Genomic DNA, 17,507 nt, shown 5'->3' on the forward strand with positions numbered 1-17,507 from the left:
GGCGCCGACATGCGGCTGGAGCTGCGGGGGATCACCACCCGCTTCGGTGACGTCGTCGCCAACGACGGCGTCGACCTCACCGTCGAGCCCGGCGAGGTCCACGCCCTGCTCGGGGAGAACGGCGCCGGCAAGTCCACGCTGATGCACGTCCTGTACGGACTCGTGACCCCCGACGCGGGCGAGATCCGCATCGACGGGGTGCCGCGGCGGATCCGGTCCCCGCGCGACGCCATCGACGCCGGGATCAGCATGGTGCACCAGCACTTCATGCTGGTACCGGTCTTCACCGTCGCCGAGAACGTCATGCTCGGCGCGGAGCCGACCCGCCGCGGCGGGCGGCTGGACCGGGAGCGGGCGCGCCGCCGGGTCGCGGAGGTGTCCCGCCGGTACGGGCTGGACGTCGACCCGGACGCCGTCGTCGAGGACCTGCCGGTCGGGGTCCAGCAGCGGGTCGAGATCGTCAAGGCGCTGGCCCGGGACGTGTCGCTGCTGGTACTGGACGAGCCGACCGCGGTGCTCACCCCGCAGGAGACCGACGCGCTGCTGGCGGTGCTGCGGGCGCTGTGCGCCGACGGTACGTCGGTCGTGTTCATCACCCACAAGCTGCGGGAGGTCCGCGCGGTGGCCGACCGGCTGACGGTGATCCGGCGCGGCCGCACGGTCGGCACCGTGGCGCCGGACACGCCCGCCGACGCCCTGGCGGAGCTGATGGTCGGCCGGGCGGTGTCGCTGGCCGTGGAACGGGCGCCGGCCGCCGCCGGTGCGCCGGTGCTGGAGGTGTCCGGCCTGGTGGTGGTCGACGACCGCGGGCACCGGGCGGTCGACGGCGTCGACCTGAGCGTGCGGGCCGGCGAGGTGCTCGGCGTCGCCGGGGTCCAGGGCAACGGGCAGCGCGAGCTGGTCGAGGCCGTCCTGGGCCTGCGCGCCCCCGCCGCGGGGCGGGTGGCGCTCGCGGGCGCGGACGCGACCGGCTGGCCCACCCGGCGGATCCTCGACGCGGGCGTCGGCTACGTACCGGAGGACCGCAGCGTGGACGGGCTGGTGCAGGAGTTCCCGGTGGCGGAGAACCTGGTGCTCGACGCCTACCACCGGCCGCCGTACGCGCGCGGGCCGCTCCTGCGGCCGCGGGAGATCGCGGCGGCGGCCGCCGCCCGGCTCGCCGAGTACGACATCCGGGCGGCGGGGCCGCAGGCGCCGGCCGGCACGCTGTCGGGGGGCAACCAGCAGAAGGTGGTCATGGCGCGGGAGCTGTCCCGGCCGCTGGCGCTGCTCGTCGCCGCCCAGCCGACCCGGGGCGTGGACGTGGGCGCGATCGCCCTGCTGCACCGGCGGATCGTCGCCGCCCGCGACGCCGGTACCGCGGTGCTGCTGGTCTCCAGCGAGCTGGACGAGGTGCTCGGCCTGAGCGACCGGGTCGCGGTCATGTACGGCGGCCGCATCCAGGCCGTCGTGCCACCGGACACCCCGCGGGCGCGGATCGGCCTGCTGATGGCCGGCGCCGACCCGTCCGACCGTGGCGGCGCGTCCGGCGCCGGCCCGGCCGGCGGACCGGGGGAGGGGCCGTGACCGCCAACCGGGACGACGCACCGCCCGCCGGGACTCCGACCGGGACCTCGGGCGCCCCGGACCCGGCGCCCGCGGAGGGCTTCGGGCGGCGGTTCCTGCGGCACGCCTGGTCGGCGAACCCGGTCACCGTCACCGCGCTCGCCCTGCTGCTGGCGCTGGCGGTCGGCGGCGTCCTCGCCGTCCTGGCGGATCCGGCGGCCCGGGCGGCGTACGGTTACCTGCTCGACCGGCCCGGCGACGCCCTGGGCCGCACCGGCGCGGTGCTGGGCGGCGCGTACGGCAGCCTGGCCCGGGGCGCCCTGCTCGACCCGGCCGTCCTCGGGCGCTGGTGGGACGGCGCCGCGACCTGGCAGCAGGTGCTGTACCCGATCTCGGAGACGCTGGCCTACGCCACCCCGCTGATCCTCACCGGACTCGCCGTCGCCCTGGCGTTCCGGGGCGGCCTGTTCAACATCGGCGCCCAAGGCCAGGCCACCCTCGGCGTCCTGGGCGCCGGCCTCGCCGGCATCCTGCTGCCGCTGCCCGCCGGCCTGCACCTGGTCGCCGCGGTGGCGGCCGGCGCCCTCGGCGGCGCGGCGTGGGGGTGGGTGGCCGGCCAGCTCAAGGCCCGTACCGGCGCCCACGAGGTGATCACCACGATCATGCTCAACTACGTCGCGTTCGCGCTGCTGACCTGGGTCATCCACCAGCCGGGCGTGCAGGACCCGGCCCGCACCGACCTCGTCTCCCGCCCGGTGGCCGGCGGCGCCCAGCTCCCCCGGCTGTCCGGGCCGGAACTGCGCTGGGACGTCGGCCTGCTGGTGGCGCTCGCGGCGACCGCCGGGGTCGCCTGGCTGCTGCGCCGCTCGACCGCCGGCTTCGCGCTGCGGGTCGTGGGCGCCAACCCGGATGCCGCCCGGACCGCGGGGATCGGCGTGGGCGGCACGTACGTCCTGGTGATGGCGCTGGCCGGTGGGCTGGCCGGGCTCGGCGGGGGGCAGATGGTCCTCGGCGCGACCGCCAGCGCGCTGACCCCGGCGGTGGTGGCCCAGATCGGATTCGACGGCATCCTGGTCGCCCTGCTCGGGCGGGTGCGCCCCTGGGGCGTGGTGGCCGCGGCACTGCTGTTCGGCGCGCTGCGCGCGGGCGGCAACGCCATGCAGTCGGTGTCGGGGGTGTCGCTGGAGCTGGTCACGGTCCTGCAGGCGCTGATCGTGCTGTTCATCGCGGCCCCGGCGCTGGTCCGGGCGCTGTTCGGGCTGCGCCGCGCCGCGGCGGGCGGTCCGGCCGCGACCCTGGCGAGGGGCTGGTGACCGGCGTGGCCGCCGGGCCGGCGGGCGCCGGCCCGGCGGCGGGCCGGCGCCGGACGCGGCGGATCGGCGCCGGGCTGGCGGCGGCCGGGCTGGTCGCGGCGGCGGCCTTCGGCGCGGCGGCCGGCCCGGCGGCGGCCCGGTTCACCTTCGGCGAGGGGGCGGGCGGCGCCGGGATCACGCTGCCCGGGCGCGCCGGGGCGGTCGGCTTCGGCCTGCTCGCCGTCGCGGCGGGCGCGCTCCTGTGCGGACCGCGGCCCCCGCGCCGGGCGGCGGCGCTCGGCGTCGGGGTGGTGGCCGTGCTGCTGTCGTTCCTGTGCTGGCAGGTCGCGCAGGCGCCGCCGGGGCAGAACTTCCTGCCGCTGGGCAGCACGCTGCGGGGTACGTTCCTGCTGGCCCTGCCGCTGGTGTACGGGGCGCTGGCCGGCGTCCTGTGCGAGCGCTCCGGGATCGTGAACGTGGCGATCGAGGGGCAGTTGCTGGCCGGGGCGTTCGCCGGCGCCCTCGTCGGTACCGTCACCGGCAGCCCCTGGGCGGGCCTGGTCGCGGCCGCGCTCGGCGGGGTCCTGCTCTCGGCGCTGCTGGCGGTGTTCGCCATCCGGTACCTGGTCGACCAGGTGGTCCTCGGCATCGTCGTGAACCTGCTGGCCATCGGCCTGACGGGTTTCCTGTACGAGGCGCTGATGCAGCCCGACCAGGCCCGGTACAACGAGCCGCCCAAGTTCGCCGAGTGGTCCCTCGGCCCGCTCGCCGACCTGCCGGTGCTGGGGCCGGCGCTGGGGCGGGGGACGCTGTTCCTGTACCTGGCCGCCATTGCGGTGCCCGCGACGGCGTACGCGCTGGGGCGGACCCGGTGGGGGCTGCGCACCCGAGCGGTCGGCGAGCACCCGGGGGCGGCGGACACCCTCGGGGTCCGGGTGCGGCGGCTGCGGTACCTCAACGTCCTGCTGGCCGGTGCCGTGGCCGGCGTCGGCGGCGCGTCGTACACGCTGGTCAGCTTCTCCTTCAGCAAGGACATGATCGGCGGCAAGGGCTTCATCGCCCTGGCCGCGCTGATCTTCGGCCGGTGGACGCCGACCGGCGCGCTGCTGGCCGCGCTGTTCTTCGGCTTCGCCGACCAGGTGCAGACCTACCTGGGCACGGTCGAGTCGGCGATCCCGACCGAGTTCCTCCAGATGCTGCCGTACCTGGCCACGATCCTCGCGGTGGCCGGCCTGGTGGGCCGGGTCCGGGCGCCGGCCGCGGACGGCAAGCCGTACCTCGGCCGCTGACGGCGGCGCCCCGCCGCCGCGGCGGCGCTAGAGTCGGTGGATGGGGATCGACTGGGCGGACCTGCGCGCCGCGGCCACCGCGGCGATGCGCCGGGCGTACGCGCCGTACTCCCGCTACCCGGTCGGCGCCGCCGGCCTCGTCGACGACGGCCGGGTCGTTGCCGGCTGCAACGTGGAGAACGCCAGCTACGGCCTGACCCTGTGCGCGGAGTGCGCCCTCGTCGGCGCGCTGCACACCGGGGGCGGCGGCCGGCTCGTCGCCGTCTCGTGCGTGGACGGCGCGGGGGAGCCGGTGATGCCGTGCGGCCGCTGCCGCCAGCTTCTGTGGGAGCACGGCGGCGCGGCCTGCCTCGTGGACGCGCCGACGGCACCGCGGGCGCTGGGCACGCTGCTGCCGCACGCCTTCGACGTCGCCGACCTGGACGCCGGCCGGCCGGACGCCGACCTGGCGCCGGTGGTGCCGGGCCGGCTCGCGGCCTGGCGCGGCCAGGGCACCGCCGTCATCCACCCGGACCTCGTCCACGGCGTCGAGATGTGGACCGGGTACTGGGAGCGCGACGAGCCCGGGCAGCCGCCGCAGAAGACGGGCCCGCGGATCATCGAGGAGGCGCCGAACTGGGGGAACATCGCCGACGCGGTGGCCTGGGGCAGGGCGCGCACCCCGCGGGTCGTGGTGATCGACGACCTCGGCGCCGCCCGCTGGGCCGGCGACGGCCCGCCCCCGCCGGAGGTGCCGCAGGCGTGGACCTCCACCGGGGCCGTCCGGTGACCGCCGCCGTCGACGTCATCCGCGCCAAGCGCGACGGCGCCGTCCTGACCGACGCGCAGATCGACTGGGTCGTCGACGGCTACACCCGCGGCGCGGTCGCCGAGGAGCAGATGGCGGCGCTGGCGATGGCGATCCTGCTGCGCGGGTTCACCCCCGGCGAGCTGCGCCGGTGGACCGCGGCGATGATCGCCAGCGGCACCCGGCTCGACCTGTCGGGCGTCGGCCGCCCCACCGTCGACAAGCACTCGACGGGCGGCGTCGGCGACAAGATCACACTGCCGCTGGCGCCGCTGGTGGCCGCGTGCGGGGCGGCGGTACCGCAGCTCTCCGGCCGCGGCCTCGGCCACACCGGCGGCACCCTGGACAAGCTGGAGTCGATCCCGGGCTGGCGGGCGGCGGTACCGGCCGAGGCGTTCCTCGCCCAGCTCCGCGACGTCGGCGCCGTGGTCTGCGCCGCGGGGGAGCGGCTCTGCCCGGCCGACCGCAAGCTGTACGCGCTGCGCGACGTCACCGGCACCGTCGAGTCGGTACCGCTGATCGCCAGTTCGATCATGAGCAAGAAGATCGCCGAGGGGGCCGGCGCCCTGGTCCTGGACGTCAAGGTCGGCAGCGGGGCGTTCATGCGGGAGCGCGCCGACGCCCGCGCCCTGGCCCGGACGATGGTCGACCTCGGCACCGCGGCCGGCGTCACCACGGTCGCCCTGCTGACCGACATGTCCACCCCGCTCGGCCACGCCGTCGGCAACGCCCTGGAGGTGGCCGAGTCGGTCGAGGTGCTGGCCGGCGGCGGCCCCGCCGACGTGGTGGCGCTGACGCTGGCACTGGCCCGCGAGATGCTCGACGCCGCCGGCCTGCTAGACGCCGACCCCGCGGCCGCCCTGCGCGACGGCCGGGCGATGGACCGCTGGCGGCGGCTGGTCCGCGCCCAGGGCGGCGACCCCGACGCCCCGCTGCCGCGCGCCCCCCACGTCGCCCACGTCCGGGCCGACACCGACGGCGTGGTCGGCGCCGTGGACGCCGCGGGGATCGGCCGGGCGGCCTGGCAGCTCGGCGCCGGCCGCGCCCGCCGCGAGGATCCGGTCAGCCCCGCCGCCGGGGTCCTGCTGCGCCGCCGGCCCGGCGACCGCGTACGCGCGGGCGACGTCCTGGCCGAACTGCACGCCGACGACCCGGCCCGGTTCGCCGGACCGGCCGGGTGGGTCGCCGAGGCGGTGCGGGTCGGCCCGACGGCCCCGCCGCCCGCGCCGCTGGTCCTGGAGCGGATCACCTGACCGGTGCGGGGACATCGACGATCGTCTGGAGATCATGCGTTCGGCTGAGGTCGGTCGGCCCTTCGCGCGGATAGGCTCGCCGCCTATCTCGACCCACCAGCGGCAGGCGACCATGACGATGCCCGTACCTGTACACCACCCCCGGGCTGTACGCGCCGCCAGCCAGTCCGAGCTGCGTCGGCTGTGCCTGCCCGCGCCCCCGGCGCACTTCCCCCTGGTCTGGGAGCCGGGCGACACCGTGGAGCTGCGCCCCGCGGCCGAGATGGAGGCCCGGCTCGCGGTCCTCAACGTCGTCCTCGCCCGCTGCTTCGGCCTGCCCCAGGAGGCGGCGATGGGCTGGCTGCTCGCCTCCCACCTGATGGACGCCGTCACCGAACCGGAGTGGCACTTCCTCGCCGCCGGCATCGGCGACCACCGGGCGTTCGTGCTGCACCTGGAGGCCGTCTACGGACTGGCCTGGCTGCTGGGCATCTGCCAGCACCTCGACCCGGCCCGGCCCTCGGACAACCAGCTCGTCACGCTGCTGCCCGACCTGCGCCAGGGCGAGTCGTACAACCAGTGGCGCTCGCGGACCCTGCTGGCCCCCCGCCACCCGGCCGAGGTCGCGGCGGTGCTCGACCTGTACTACTGCCTGGACTGGGGCTACCTGGAGGCCGAGCGGATCGGCGCCCGGCTGCCCGGGATGATCGACGCCAACACGATCGGCCAGCGCCGGTGGGCGCTGGAGTGGGCGGTCATCTTCCACGGCCCGTACCACGACGGCCCGGCCGGCTGGGAGGAGGTCGACCTGTCCACCTGAGCCCCGGGTGCCGCCACACCGGCCGGTCACACCGGACGGAAGGCGGTGAGCCGGACCGACGCGCGGGTGTGGACGGTCGGCGGCAGCGCCGCCAGGCGGGCGGCCCGCGCGGCGGGGTCGGTGTGCCAGGCGCTCGGGCCCATCGCCACGAGCGCGGCGACCTCGGCGTGCGTCAGCGCCAGGTCGGCGGTGTGGACGGTACCGGCCCCGACCGCGAAGCCGGGCAGGCCGGCGACGAGGCGGGCCGGCTTGTCGGGGTCCACCCGCAGCAGGTCCAGCGCGGCCACCACCTCGGCGAGGTGGGCCGGTTCGGGCGTCACCACCAGCAGGGTTCCGCCCGGCGCGAGGACCCGGCGGAACTCGGGGCCGTTGCGGGGCGCGAAGACATCGAGCAGCACCGCGGCGCAGCCGTCGGCCAGCGGCAGCCGGCCCCAGGTGTCGGCGAGGGCGGCGGCGGCCCGCGGGTGCGCGCGCGCGGCGCGGCGCAGCGCGGGCTTGCTGGCGTCCAGGGCCAGGCCCCGCGCGGCGGGGACCGCGTCCAGGACGGCGGCCAGGTGGTGCCCGGTCCCGGCACCGGCGTCCACCACCAGCGGCGGCGCCACCCGGCCGCCGCCCGGGGCGCGCGGTGCCCCGGGCGCGGCGCGCAGCTCGCCGACGGCGCGCGCGGCGGCGGCGGCCAGGGCGGCGGACAGGTGCCCGAAGTGGCCGGCGCGCAGGAAGTCGGCGCGCGCGGCGACCATCGCGGCGGTGTCGCCGGTGTGCGGGGCGCGGCCGGCGGTCAGGTTCGCGTAGCCCTGGCGGGCGAGGTCGAAGCGGTGCCCGGCCGGGCAGCCCAGCGCGGCGGACCCCGCGGCCGGCCCGGCGGCGAGTTCCCCGCGGCAGACCGGGCAGCGCAGGTGGGCCGTGATGTCGGGGTCCATCGTCCTCCGCCGGATCGGGTTCCCGGCCGCCGATCGGGCGGCCGGCGGCGGTTCTGCGTCTACGCTCAGCCTATGGTCGCAGCCTCCCCCGCGGGCGCTCCGCGGACCCGTCCCCCCGCCGCCGCGCCCCCGCCCGGCGCCGCCCGCCCCGCCGACGGCGCGCCGATCGCGGGCGCCGACGTCTCGTACGCCGACATCGTCGCCGCCCCGAAGGTGCTGCTGCACGACCACCTCGACGGCGGCCTGCGCCCGGCGACCGTGCTGGAGCTGGCCGACGCCATCGGCCACCCGCTGCCGGCCGCCGACCCTGCGGCGCTGGGCTCCTGGTTCGTGGCGGCGGCCGACTCCGGGTCGCTGGAGCGGTACCTGGAGACGTTCGCGCACACGGTCGCCGTGATGCAGACCGAGGAGTCGCTGTACCGGGTGGCCGCCGAGTGCGCCGCCGACCTGGCGGCCGACGGCGTGGTGTACGCCGAGGTGCGGTACGCGCCCGAGCTGCACCTGGAGACCGGACTGCGGCTGGAGGAGGTCGTCGAGGCGGTGCTCGCCGGCTTCGCCGCGGGCGCCGCGGGCGCGGACCGGCCGGTCCGGGTGGGGACGCTGCTGACCGCGATGCGGCACGCGGCCCGGTCGCAGGAGATCGCCGAGCTGGCCGTCCGGTACCGCGACGCCGGGGTGGTCGGCTTCGACATCGCGGGCGCCGAGGCGGGCTTCCCGCCCACCCGGCACCTGGACGCGTTCGAGTACCTGCAGCGGGAGAACTTCCACTTCACGATCCACGCCGGGGAGGGCTTCGGCCTGCCCTCGATCTGGCAGGCGATCCAGTGGTGCGGCGCGGACCGGCTGGGGCACGGGGTGCGGATCGTGGACGACATCGCGGTACCGGCCGAGGGCGGGGTGCCGGCGCTGGGCCGGCTGGCCGGGTACGTGCGGGACAAGCGGATCCCGCTGGAGCTGTGCCCGTCGTCCAACGTGCAGACCGGCGCGGCCGGCTCGATCGCCGCGCACCCGATCAAGCTGCTGCACGACCTGCGGTTCCGGGTGACGGTGAACACCGACAACCGGCTGATGGGCGGGACCACGCTGTCGGGGGAGTTCGCGCTGCTGGCGGAGGCGTTCGGCTGGGGCTGGTCGGAGCTGCGCTGGTTCACGATCAACGCGCTCAAGAGCGCGTTCCTGCCGTTCGACGAGCGGCTCGCGCTGATCGACGAGGTGGTCAAGCCGGCGTACGCCCGCCGGGCGCACTAACGCGCCGGCCGGCCCGGGGTTACGGGCGGGCGGGGCGACCGTTCGGTGACGATCTGCTGCCCGTCCGGTGGTCGGCGGATGACTTTACGGTCCGAACGCGCCGGCCCGGTCGCGCCGCCGGTCGCCGCTGAGGGTTGTCGGGTGGACACGGTGCGTAGGTTGCCCTCGTCATTGGTCCGTTATGGCGGCGAGTGTCCTGGACAGAGGGTGGCGTGCCAGATGACATATCTGATTTAGACGGTAAATGGGGAAGTATCTGTGGCGTCCGCGCTTCCCGCTGCCGTGGACTTTCTCTTTGGCAGGTGACGTGGTGGAATTCCTGGGTCCGGCGCCCTCATGCCGGTCGATCTTCATGCCCCGCGGCGGGCGTCGGGACCACCGGCCCCGCCCCGCGCGGCGGACCACGCGGTGACAACGCGGTACGGAAACGACGTGCCCGGCGACGGGTGCGCTCGGTCGGCCCGGGCGGGCCGGGCCAGCCGGCCAGGGAGGGCGGTGACGTGAGCAGGGAGCCGACGGTGTCCGACACCGGAAGGTCGCGGCTTCGCCGGCCGATGAGCAGGCTGCGCGACGCCCCCATCTGGGCCAAACTCGGGCTCATCATGATCGTGCCGACGATCGCCACCGTGGTCGTGGGCACCGCGGGGCTCATCGGCCACATCGAGACGCAGACCACCGCCGAGCGCGCGCGCAACCTCGCGGCGCTCTCCGAGGCGGCCGGCCGCCTCGTCCACGACCTCCAGCACGAGCGCGCCATGGCGGCGATGCTGATGTCCACCCGCGACGCGGCCGCCAAGACCCGCAACCAGCAGGCGTACCAGGCGGCCGGTGAGGCCGTCGGCGCCGCGACGACGCCGTACGCCCAGCGCCGCAACGCCGTCAGCGGCGTCCCGGCCAACGTCCGCGGACTGCTCGACCAGATCGACGCCGAGGTCGGCGCGCTGGCGTCCCTGCGGACCAAGGTCACCGCGGGCGCGCTGCCGCTCAGCTCGGCCGAGCAGGACTACGAGGAGCTGCTCAGCTACCTCATCGCCATCCGCGACACCGGCGCGCACCTGGCCGGCGACAACGAGCTGAACGACCAGATGCGCGCGGCCGCCGAGGTCTCCCGGATCAAGGACTTCGTCTCGCAGCGCCGGGTCGTCGTGCACCAGATCCTCGGCCAGGGCGTCCTCACCCCGCGCCTGCAACTGGAGTTCCTCAGCACCCAGACGGGCGAGGAGCAGGCGGCCGCGACGTACAAGACGATCGCCTCGCGGGCCGAGAAGGACCTGTTCGACCGCACCGTCTCCGGCTCGGGCCTGCGCAAGGCCGAGCGCTACCGGGGGTACCTCAACAGCCAGCGCGCCGACTCCCGCCTCCCCGACCGCGACTTCACCTCCGACGAGTGGGACGCCGCGATGCGCGAGCAGGGCGAGCTGCTGCGCACGGTGGAGACCGAGCTGGACGCCAACGCGTTCGTCGCCGCCACGGCGATCCGCGACGACGTCCGGCAGCGGGTCCTGCTGGAGACCGGCCTGCTGCTGGGGATGCTGCTGCTGGCGGTCCTGTTCGCCTGGCTGGTCGCCCGGTCCATGGCGCGCTCGCTGCGCGAGCTGAAGCACGGCGCCCTGGCCATCGCCGAGAGCGGCCTGCCGCAGGCCGTCGCGCGGCTGCGCGACCCGTCGGTGTCGGCCCACCTCTCGCCCGCCCAGGCGGCGCTGCAGATCGCCGAACCGCTGCCGGTGCGCAGCCGGGACGAGTTCGGCCAGGTGACGGAGGCGTTCAACGCGGTCCACCTGGAAGCCGTCAAGACCGCCGCCGAGCAGGCCGCGCTGCGGGCCTCGGTGGCGACGATGTTCGTCAACCTGGCCCGCCGGTCCCAGACGCTGGTCGACCGGCTGATCGGCCAGCTCGACCGGCTGGAGCGCAGCGAGGAGGACCCGGACCGGCTCTCGGAGCTGTTCCAGCTCGACCACCTCGCCACCCGGATGCGCCGCAACGACGAGAACCTGCTCGTCCTCGCCGGTGCCGACTCCACCCGCGTCCAGCGGGAGGCCGCGCCGCTGACCGACGTGCTGCGCGCCGCCCAGTCCGAGGTCGAGCACTACACCCGGATCGACATCGCCGACGTGGACACCGAGGCGCGGGTCGCCGCGCACGCCGTCAACGACGTCGTGCACCTCGTCGCCGAGCTGTTCGACAACGCCACCGCCTTCTCGCCGCCGGACTCCCAGGTCGGCGTCGAGGCGCACAACCGGGGCGAGGACGTCGTCGTCCTGGTCACCGACAAGGGCATCGGGATCAGCAGCGAGCAGCTCACCGACCTCAACCGCCGGCTCGCGGCGCCGCCGCAGGTGGACGTCGCGGTGTCCCGGATGATGGGCCTCGTCGTGGTCGCCCGGCTGGCCAACCGGCACGGCGTCCGCGTACAGCTCCGCAAGGGCGAGCAGCGCGGCACCGTCGCCGAGGTGCTGGTGCCGGCGGCCCTGCTCAAGGGCGGGGGCGAGCACCGGATCCCGGCCAGCTCCGCGGCCGCCGCCGCCTCGCGCGGCCGGGCCGAGGCCGCCGCGCGCCGGGCCGACGGCCCGACCGTGCCGGCGCAGTCCGCCGGCCCGGCACAGCCCGGCGGCCCGGCGGCTCCCGCCGCGTCGCCCAGGTCGCCGGCCGAGGTCGCGCAGCCGCCGTCGCGGGTGCCGGCCTGGGCCGACCTGACCGGTGCCGCGCCGCCCGCCACCAGGCCGCCCGCCCTCCAGCCGGCCGCCGCGCTCAACGGCGGGGCACTGCCGCAGCGCACCGTGCCCTCCGGCGGCGGGCCGCTGATCCCGCGCCAGGCCGGCTCGCCGGAGGCGCCCGGCGCTGGGGCGCCGCCGCCGATGGTGACGCCGCCGCGGCTGTCCGCCCCGCCGGCCCCCGCGGCCGAGCCGGGCCCCCGCCCCGCGCCGCGCCGCCCGGACCACACCGGACCGTCCACCACGGACGACGCCCGCCGCAACGGGCACAACGGGCACTCGCCGGAGCGCGAGGAGGAGCGGCCGCCGGTGTGGCCGCCGCTGCCCGCCTCGGCGACGGCTGCGGGTACAGTGCCCGGTGGCCCGCCCGCGACGACCGCCGCTGGTCGGGGGGCGGTGCTGGAGCACACGTCCGAGCTTCCCCGCCTGACGGCCCCCGCGGGGGTACCCGCGCTGCCGGTGGCCGAGGAGACCGTGGAGTTGCCGATCTTCCGCGAGCTTGAGTCGGTGTGGTTCCGTACCCACCCGGACGGCCCGGACGGCGCGCTCGCCCTTCCCGCCTCCACCGAGGACGCCGGCCCGCTGCCCGACCCGTACCCGCAGGAGCAGCCGGCCGAGGTCCCCGAGCCCGAGTCCGCGCCCGCCGCGGGGTGGGAGGAGTCGAGCCCGGCGCCGCCGCGGCCCGAGCAGCCGGTGTGGCGCACCGCCGCCGACGACGGCTGGCGCGCCGCCGAGGCGGTCAACGAGCCCCCGGCGGCCGAGACCACCGACGCCGGGCTGCCCAGGCGCACGCCGATGGCGCAGCTCGTGCCCGGCGGCATCGAGGCCGACAGCGCCGCGGCGCAGCAGCAGCGGCGGACGCCGGAGGGGGTGCGCGGGCTACTCTCCGCATACCACCGCGGCGTCCAGCGCGGTCGCACCAAGCCCACCGACGAGTTGACGACACCCAGCCCGCCGAACGCCGGGCCGCAGTCCGGGAAGTCTGGCAAGGAGCGTGACGTATGACATCGACGCAGGACCTGAGCTGGTTACTGGCGAACTTCGCCGACCGGGTGGCGGGCGTGGCCCACGCGGTCGCGGTCTCGGCCGACGGGCTGCTGCTGGCGGCCTCCCGTGACCTCCCGCGGGACCGGGCCGACCAACTGGCGGCGATCGCCTCCGGGCTGGTCAGCCTGACCCAGGGCGCCGCCCGCTGCTTCGAGGGCGGCGCGGTGCTCCAGACCGTGGTCGAGATGGACAACGGCTTCCTGTTCCTGATGTCGATCTCCGACGGCAGCTCGTTCGCGGTCCTCGCGGCCCGTAGCTGCGACGTCGGCCAGGTCGGCTACGAGATGGCCCTGCTCGTCGACCGGGTGGGCGAGGCGCTGACGCCGGCGCCCCGCCCGGCCGCCGGGATGATGGGCTGACATCCGCCGGAGGCGCGGATGACACGCGGAGGGTGGGGAGGAGGTGACGGCAGCCATGGACGACCGCGGTGAGCCGACCGGTGCGCTGGTGCGCCCGTACGCCGTCACCCGGGGCCGCACCCGCCCGCGCCTGGAGATCGCCCTGGAGGCGCTCGTCGAAACCACCCAGCGCGGCCGCAACGGCGGCGGGCGGGGCGGGGAGCACCGGGTCATCGCCGGCCTGTGCGAGGAGCGGGTCCAGTCCCTGGCCGAGGTCGCCGCGCAACTGCGGCTGCCCCTCGGCGTGGCCCGGGTCCTCATCGCCGACATGGCGGCGGAGGGACTGGTGGCGGTGTACGAACCGACCTCGATCGAGGAAGGGAATGACGCGGTGGGCACGGAACTGCTGGAGAGGGTGCTGAGTGGACTACGCAGACTCTGACATGGCCCGTCGCCCGAGTGCGAGCCGGGTGACGTCGGCCAAGATCGTTATCGCGGGCGGCTTCGGTGTCGGCAAGACGACGCTGGTGGGCTCCGTCTCCGAGATCACGCCGTTGACCACCGAGGCGGTCATGACCGCCGCGGGCGTCGACGTCGACGACACCAGCGACGTGCCGGGCAAGACGACCACCACCGTCGCCATGGACTTCGGCCGGATCACGATCGACCGCGACCTGATCCTGTACCTGTTCGGCACGCCCGGCCAGACCCGCTTCTGGTTCATGTGGGACGAACTGGTGCGCGGCGCGATCGGCGCCATCGTCCTCGTGGACACCCGCCGGCTGGCCGACTGCTTCGCCGCGATCGACTTCTTCGAACACCGCCGGCTGCCGTACCTGATCGCCATCAACTGTTTCGACGGGATGCAGCACCACGACCCGCGCGACGTCCGCGACGCGCTGGCCGTGCCGTCGGAGGTTCCGGTGGTCGCCTGCGACGCCCGCAACCGCGAGTCGACCAAGCAGACCCTGATCTCGCTGGTGGAGTACGTCCTGAGTATGCGCCGCTCGCGCGCCGTCTCGCACGCCTGACGACCCGCCGGGCGCCGCCACCCGGGCTGCTGCACCCAGCCTGGACCGACGGCCCGGCGGGGAGTGCGGCTCCTGTGACCGGGCGGCTCAGCGGTAGGCGCTGATGTCCGGCCCGCCCTCGTCCCCGTGCGGGGCGCGGCTGAAGTCCCAGCCCTCGGTGTTGTCCCGGCCCGGCCGGCCGCCGACCGCGTAGCCGCCGATCTCCTGGCCGCGGCGCCAGCCCTGGAAGTAGCCCGTGGTGTGGGCGGCGATGCTCGACGCGTCCCGCACGATGCGCAGCGGCCGCTCCTCCTGCAACGGGGAGCCCGGCACCAGGTTGGCCGCCGGCACCCGTCGGGGCAGGCCCGCCGAGGTCTCCGCGCCGGTCGCCGGCTCGGCTGCCTCCTCGGCCGCCCGCCAGCCGGTGTCGGCCATGAACGACCAGCTCACGTCACTGGCCGTCGCGTCCCGCCCGGTGAACCAGGCGGACCGGGTGGCCGCGAAGATCAGCAGGTCGCCGTCGCCCTCGCCGCCGATCGCCGCCGCCAGCTCGATCGGCGGCGGCGGGGGCGTCACCACCCGCAGTCCGGCGCTGTCGGCGGCGCGGGCCGGCAGGTACGCGGCCCCCAGTTCGATGCGCTGGGTGGCGGCCGGCCCCTCCCGGTGCAGGGCGCTGTCGTCCAGCGGGGCGGGCTCCACCAGCCGCAGCGACGGCGGCTCCGGCGGCAGGTCGTCGGCCTGCCACGGCGGGGTCACCCGGCCGGTGAAGGTCGGCTGGCGCGGCGGGGCGGGAGCGCTCGGCGGCGGGGGAGGCGGCGGCGCGGGCGCGGTGAACGGCCGCGCGTAGTCGTCCTGCGGGTCGCCGGAGCCGACCAGCGGCCAGTTGGCGCGGTCCACCAGGGAGCGTTCGCGCGCGGGCGGGTCGGCGGGGCGCCCGTGGGGCACCGGTGCGACCGAGGGCCGGGCCAGCGGTGCCGGGCCCGGCGGCAGGGCCGGGGGCGCGGGAGCAGCCGCGTCGTCGTCCGCGTCGAGCGGCCGGCGGTCGGTCCGGGAGCGGGCGATCGCCGCGCGGGTGAGCCGCGGCTGGAACGGCTGCTCCGGCTCGGCCGGTCCGAGGTGGGCCGCGGGCGCCTCCTCGGCCACCCGGCGCGGCACCGGCGGGGGCGGCGGGACCGCGCTGCCCGTCCCGCGCTGGGTGGGTACCGGCCCCGAGACGTCGATCGCCGCCGCGGCCGGACGGAACTCCGCCGGCGCCGCCCCGCGCGTCGGCGGCGTGGTCAACCGGCCCGCCCGGCCGCCGCGGCCCGACAACTCGGCGGCCGGCGCGCGGCGCGGCGCGTTGAGCGCCTGGCGCCGCACCTGGAACCGGGCACCGGCGACGTGCGCCCGCAGCGTCCCGACCGCCGCCTGGCGGGCCTCGTCGTAGGCCCGGACCGCCGACACGGCCTGCCGGACCATCAGCGCGGCCGTCTCCGCGCCGGTCGCGTCGCCGCGCTCGGCCTCGGAGACCGCGACCCGCAGCGCGGTCACGGCGGCCTCAAGGGCGGAGGGGTCCACGCCCTCCGCCGCGCCGAGCCGGGCGAGCGCCGCCTGGCCGGCCCGCCCGCCCACGGCGGCGGCCCGGGCGATGCTCGGCTCGGGCAGGACGTCGAGGACGGCCAGGCAGGCCGGCGCGGCCGGGTCGGGGAAGGCCCGCAGCGCGGCGGGGAAGAGCTGCCGGAGCAGTTCGCGCAGCGCCTGGCTGGCGGACTGCCGGGCGGCCACGAGGACGGCCTGCGCCTGGAGCAGCGGGGCGGCGCCGGCCAGCTCGGCCGGCGGCGGCAGGTGGGCGACCCACAGGGCGCCGGCCTGGACGGCGCGGGCCAGGCCGACGGCCCGGCGCTCGCCGTCGGCGGCCCCCATCTCCGCGACCGAGTCGTCGTCGGCGAAGCGCTCGGCGTGGTCGCCTGTGGCCTCGTCACCGGCGACCGCGACGGGCTGTCCGGCGGCGCTGAGCAGGCCCGTGAGCAGGAACTCGCCCCGCTGGGCGGCGACGGCCAGCTCGGCGCTGCCGGCGGTGCGTACCGCGAGCAGCGCCGTCAGCCCGGCGTAGCCGTCCGTGTCGTCGGCGACCTCCACGAGGTCGAGGAGGCGCCCGGAGGCGTCGACCACGGCGGCGGTCAGGGGGGTGTCGGCGGGGGACTCGCCCCCCGCGCCGTCGGTCGCGGCCAGGCCGCAGTACACCCGGACCGTTGCCACGCCCTCGCCTCCTCCCCGACACCCCGTTCGTGCCGACGATTGATGCTGCCTGGTGTGGGGTCAGTCGCGCCAGTCCACAACGGCCGAGATCTTGCCGATAATCGTGCGCCAGCCGAGACTTGCCTGCTGTGCCCCGATTTTCCGCATCCGTCGGCGCCCGAAGTAGCCGCGCATCCCGCCGTCGGAGGCGGCCCGCATCGCGTCGTCCAGGTCGTCCAGCGGCGAGCCGGGCGACAGGGCGGTGAGGACGGGGCGCAGCCGCAGCGCGTACCCGAGATCGCGCGCCACCTCGCCGGAGCGGATGAGCAGGTCGAGGTCCCAGGTGTCGTGGCCGCCGCGGAGATTCTCCACAACCAGGTCTAATTCGTACATGTCATCGCGACCGACGACAATGTCCTCCGGCGTGACGCCCTCGGCCATGTCCGCCCACGTGCCCAGGTCGCTCAGGTCGTGCGGGGCACCCGAGCGGATAAACGAGACGAGGGCCTCGGGGGTTTTGAACAGCAGCAGAGAACCACGGTGCGTGAGGAAGAACGGGACCTCCTCGTCGCCGCCCGGCTCCTCCTCGGCGTCGTCGGCCCCGGCGTCCCCGGCCTCGTCAGCGCCCTCCGCGGCGGCGGGCTCGGCGTCCTTCGCCGCGTCCTCGCCGGCCTTGGACTTCCTGCCCTTCGGGTCGGCGTCGGCCGCCTCGGCGGCCTCCTCCTCGGCGAGCGCGGCGGCGAACTCCTCGTCCAGGATGACGACTTCCTCGTCGTCCTCCTCGGGCGCGCTGAACAGGTCCTCGTCCAGTTCGCGGCCCTCGACGTCCGTGCCCGGCAGGCTGGCCGAGGGCTGGTACGTGCGCAGGGTGTACCCGGCGCCGGCGGGCAGCGCGATCTCGACCGGGGTGAGGCCGCTGGCGGTCCACAGTGCCCGTGGGGTGTCGTCCGCGCGCACGTCCTCGGCCGGTGCCCCGGACTCGTCGGCGTCGGACCTCATCGGCGACGTGTCGGCCACGGTGACCTCCGTTAGATCTGCGATTGGGGCCCGG

Annotated in this window: 14 protein-coding genes; 11 read left to right on the forward strand and 3 right to left on the reverse strand. The window is 76.7% G+C overall.

Annotation, left to right across the window (positions count from 1 at the left end; genetic code table 11):
• Positions 1-9 precede the first annotated feature (9 nt).
• The 6 genes from IEY75_RS12145 (at position 10) to IEY75_RS12170 (ending at position 6,965) form a co-directional block, all read left to right on the forward strand.
• Complete coding sequence (locus tag IEY75_RS12145) at positions 10-1,566, forward strand: ABC transporter ATP-binding protein (protein ID WP_189114385.1); 1,557 nt, start codon at positions 10-12, stop codon at positions 1,564-1,566.
• On the forward strand, positions 1,563-2,858 hold the full coding sequence (locus IEY75_RS12150; RefSeq protein WP_189114386.1) for an ABC transporter permease: 1,296 nt from the start codon (positions 1,563-1,565) through the stop codon (positions 2,856-2,858). The genes IEY75_RS12145 and IEY75_RS12150 overlap by 4 nt, the downstream gene beginning before the upstream one ends.
• A complete protein-coding gene (locus IEY75_RS12155; RefSeq protein ID WP_229789590.1) occupies positions 2,855-4,126 on the forward strand; it encodes an ABC transporter permease in 1,272 nt (423 codons plus the stop codon). Before IEY75_RS12150 ends, IEY75_RS12155 begins: the two co-directional genes overlap by 4 nt.
• A 40-nt stretch (positions 4,127-4,166) precedes the next feature.
• Positions 4,167-4,895, forward strand: coding sequence for a cytidine deaminase (locus IEY75_RS12160; protein ID WP_189114387.1), 729 nt, complete (start codon positions 4,167-4,169; stop codon positions 4,893-4,895).
• Positions 4,868-6,166, forward strand: a complete 1,299-nt coding sequence (locus tag IEY75_RS12165) for a thymidine phosphorylase (protein ID WP_229789591.1) — start codon at positions 4,868-4,870, stop codon at positions 6,164-6,166. Before IEY75_RS12160 ends, IEY75_RS12165 begins: the two co-directional genes overlap by 28 nt.
• A gap of 118 nt (positions 6,167-6,284) precedes the next feature.
• A complete protein-coding gene (locus IEY75_RS12170; RefSeq protein WP_189114388.1) occupies positions 6,285-6,965 on the forward strand; it encodes a DUF4272 domain-containing protein in 681 nt (226 codons plus the stop codon).
• Positions 6,966-6,991: 26 nt separating this feature from the next.
• Here the strand turns inward: IEY75_RS12170 and IEY75_RS12175 are convergent, their stop codons facing one another.
• Positions 6,992-7,885, reverse strand: coding sequence for a putative RNA methyltransferase (locus IEY75_RS12175; RefSeq protein ID WP_189114389.1), 894 nt, complete (start codon positions 7,883-7,885; stop codon positions 6,992-6,994).
• A 72-nt stretch (positions 7,886-7,957) separates the two neighbouring features.
• Between IEY75_RS12175 and IEY75_RS12180 the strand changes: the two genes are divergently transcribed.
• The 5 genes from IEY75_RS12180 (at position 7,958) to IEY75_RS12200 (ending at position 14,260) form a co-directional block, all read left to right on the forward strand.
• Positions 7,958-9,133: an adenosine deaminase gene (locus tag IEY75_RS12180; protein WP_189114390.1), complete on the forward strand. Its 1,176-nt coding sequence runs from the start codon at positions 7,958-7,960 to the stop codon at positions 9,131-9,133.
• Positions 9,134-9,651: 518 nt separating this feature from the next.
• On the forward strand, positions 9,652-12,849 hold the full coding sequence (locus IEY75_RS12185; protein ID WP_189114391.1) for a sensor histidine kinase: 3,198 nt from the start codon (positions 9,652-9,654) through the stop codon (positions 12,847-12,849).
• A complete protein-coding gene (locus tag IEY75_RS12190) occupies positions 12,846-13,250 on the forward strand; it encodes a roadblock/LC7 domain-containing protein (protein WP_189114392.1) in 405 nt (134 codons plus the stop codon). Before IEY75_RS12185 ends, IEY75_RS12190 begins: the two co-directional genes overlap by 4 nt.
• A gap of 55 nt (positions 13,251-13,305) precedes the next feature.
• Entirely contained in the window at positions 13,306-13,671 is a 366-nt protein-coding gene (locus IEY75_RS12195; RefSeq protein WP_189114393.1) for a DUF742 domain-containing protein, read from the forward strand.
• A gap of 1 nt (position 13,672) precedes the next feature.
• Positions 13,673-14,260: a GTP-binding protein gene (locus IEY75_RS12200; protein ID WP_189114394.1), complete on the forward strand. Its 588-nt coding sequence runs from the start codon at positions 13,673-13,675 to the stop codon at positions 14,258-14,260.
• Between the two features lie 87 nt (positions 14,261-14,347).
• Here the strand turns inward: IEY75_RS12200 and IEY75_RS12205 are convergent, their stop codons facing one another.
• Both IEY75_RS12205 and IEY75_RS12210 read right to left on the reverse strand, forming a co-directional pair.
• A complete protein-coding gene (locus tag IEY75_RS12205; protein ID WP_189114395.1) occupies positions 14,348-16,477 on the reverse strand; it encodes an amino acid adenylation domain-containing protein in 2,130 nt (709 codons plus the stop codon).
• A gap of 60 nt (positions 16,478-16,537) precedes the next feature.
• A complete protein-coding gene (locus tag IEY75_RS12210) occupies positions 16,538-17,455 on the reverse strand; it encodes a SatS C-terminal domain-containing protein (RefSeq protein ID WP_189114468.1) in 918 nt (305 codons plus the stop codon).
• Between the last annotated feature and the right edge of the window lie 52 nt (positions 17,456-17,507).

The organism is Pilimelia terevasa (assembly GCF_014647915.1).
Classification (GTDB): Bacteria; Actinomycetota; Actinomycetes; order Mycobacteriales; family Micromonosporaceae; genus Pilimelia; species Pilimelia terevasa.

What these genes read in the sequence shown, in the direction of transcription:
- IEY75_RS12210 (WP_189114468.1), bottom strand. Translation starts at nt 17,455, where the DNA reads ATGAGGTCCGACGCCGACGAGTCCGGGGCACCGGCCGAGGACGTGCGC.
- IEY75_RS12195 (WP_189114393.1), top strand. Translation starts at nt 13,306, where the DNA reads ATGGACGACCGCGGTGAGCCGACCGGTGCGCTGGTGCGCCCGTACGCC.
- IEY75_RS12170 (WP_189114388.1), top strand. Translation starts at nt 6,285, where the DNA reads ATGCCCGTACCTGTACACCACCCCCGGGCTGTACGCGCCGCCAGCCAG.
- IEY75_RS12180 (WP_189114390.1), top strand. Translation starts at nt 7,958, where the DNA reads ATGGTCGCAGCCTCCCCCGCGGGCGCTCCGCGGACCCGTCCCCCCGCC.
- IEY75_RS12190 (WP_189114392.1), top strand. Translation starts at nt 12,846, where the DNA reads ATGACATCGACGCAGGACCTGAGCTGGTTACTGGCGAACTTCGCCGAC.
- IEY75_RS12200 (WP_189114394.1), top strand. Translation starts at nt 13,673, where the DNA reads ATGGCCCGTCGCCCGAGTGCGAGCCGGGTGACGTCGGCCAAGATCGTT.
- IEY75_RS12145 (WP_189114385.1), top strand. Translation starts at nt 10, where the DNA reads ATGCGGCTGGAGCTGCGGGGGATCACCACCCGCTTCGGTGACGTCGTC.
- IEY75_RS12160 (WP_189114387.1), top strand. Translation starts at nt 4,167, where the DNA reads ATGGGGATCGACTGGGCGGACCTGCGCGCCGCGGCCACCGCGGCGATG.
- IEY75_RS12175 (WP_189114389.1), bottom strand. Translation starts at nt 7,885, where the DNA reads ATGGACCCCGACATCACGGCCCACCTGCGCTGCCCGGTCTGCCGCGGG.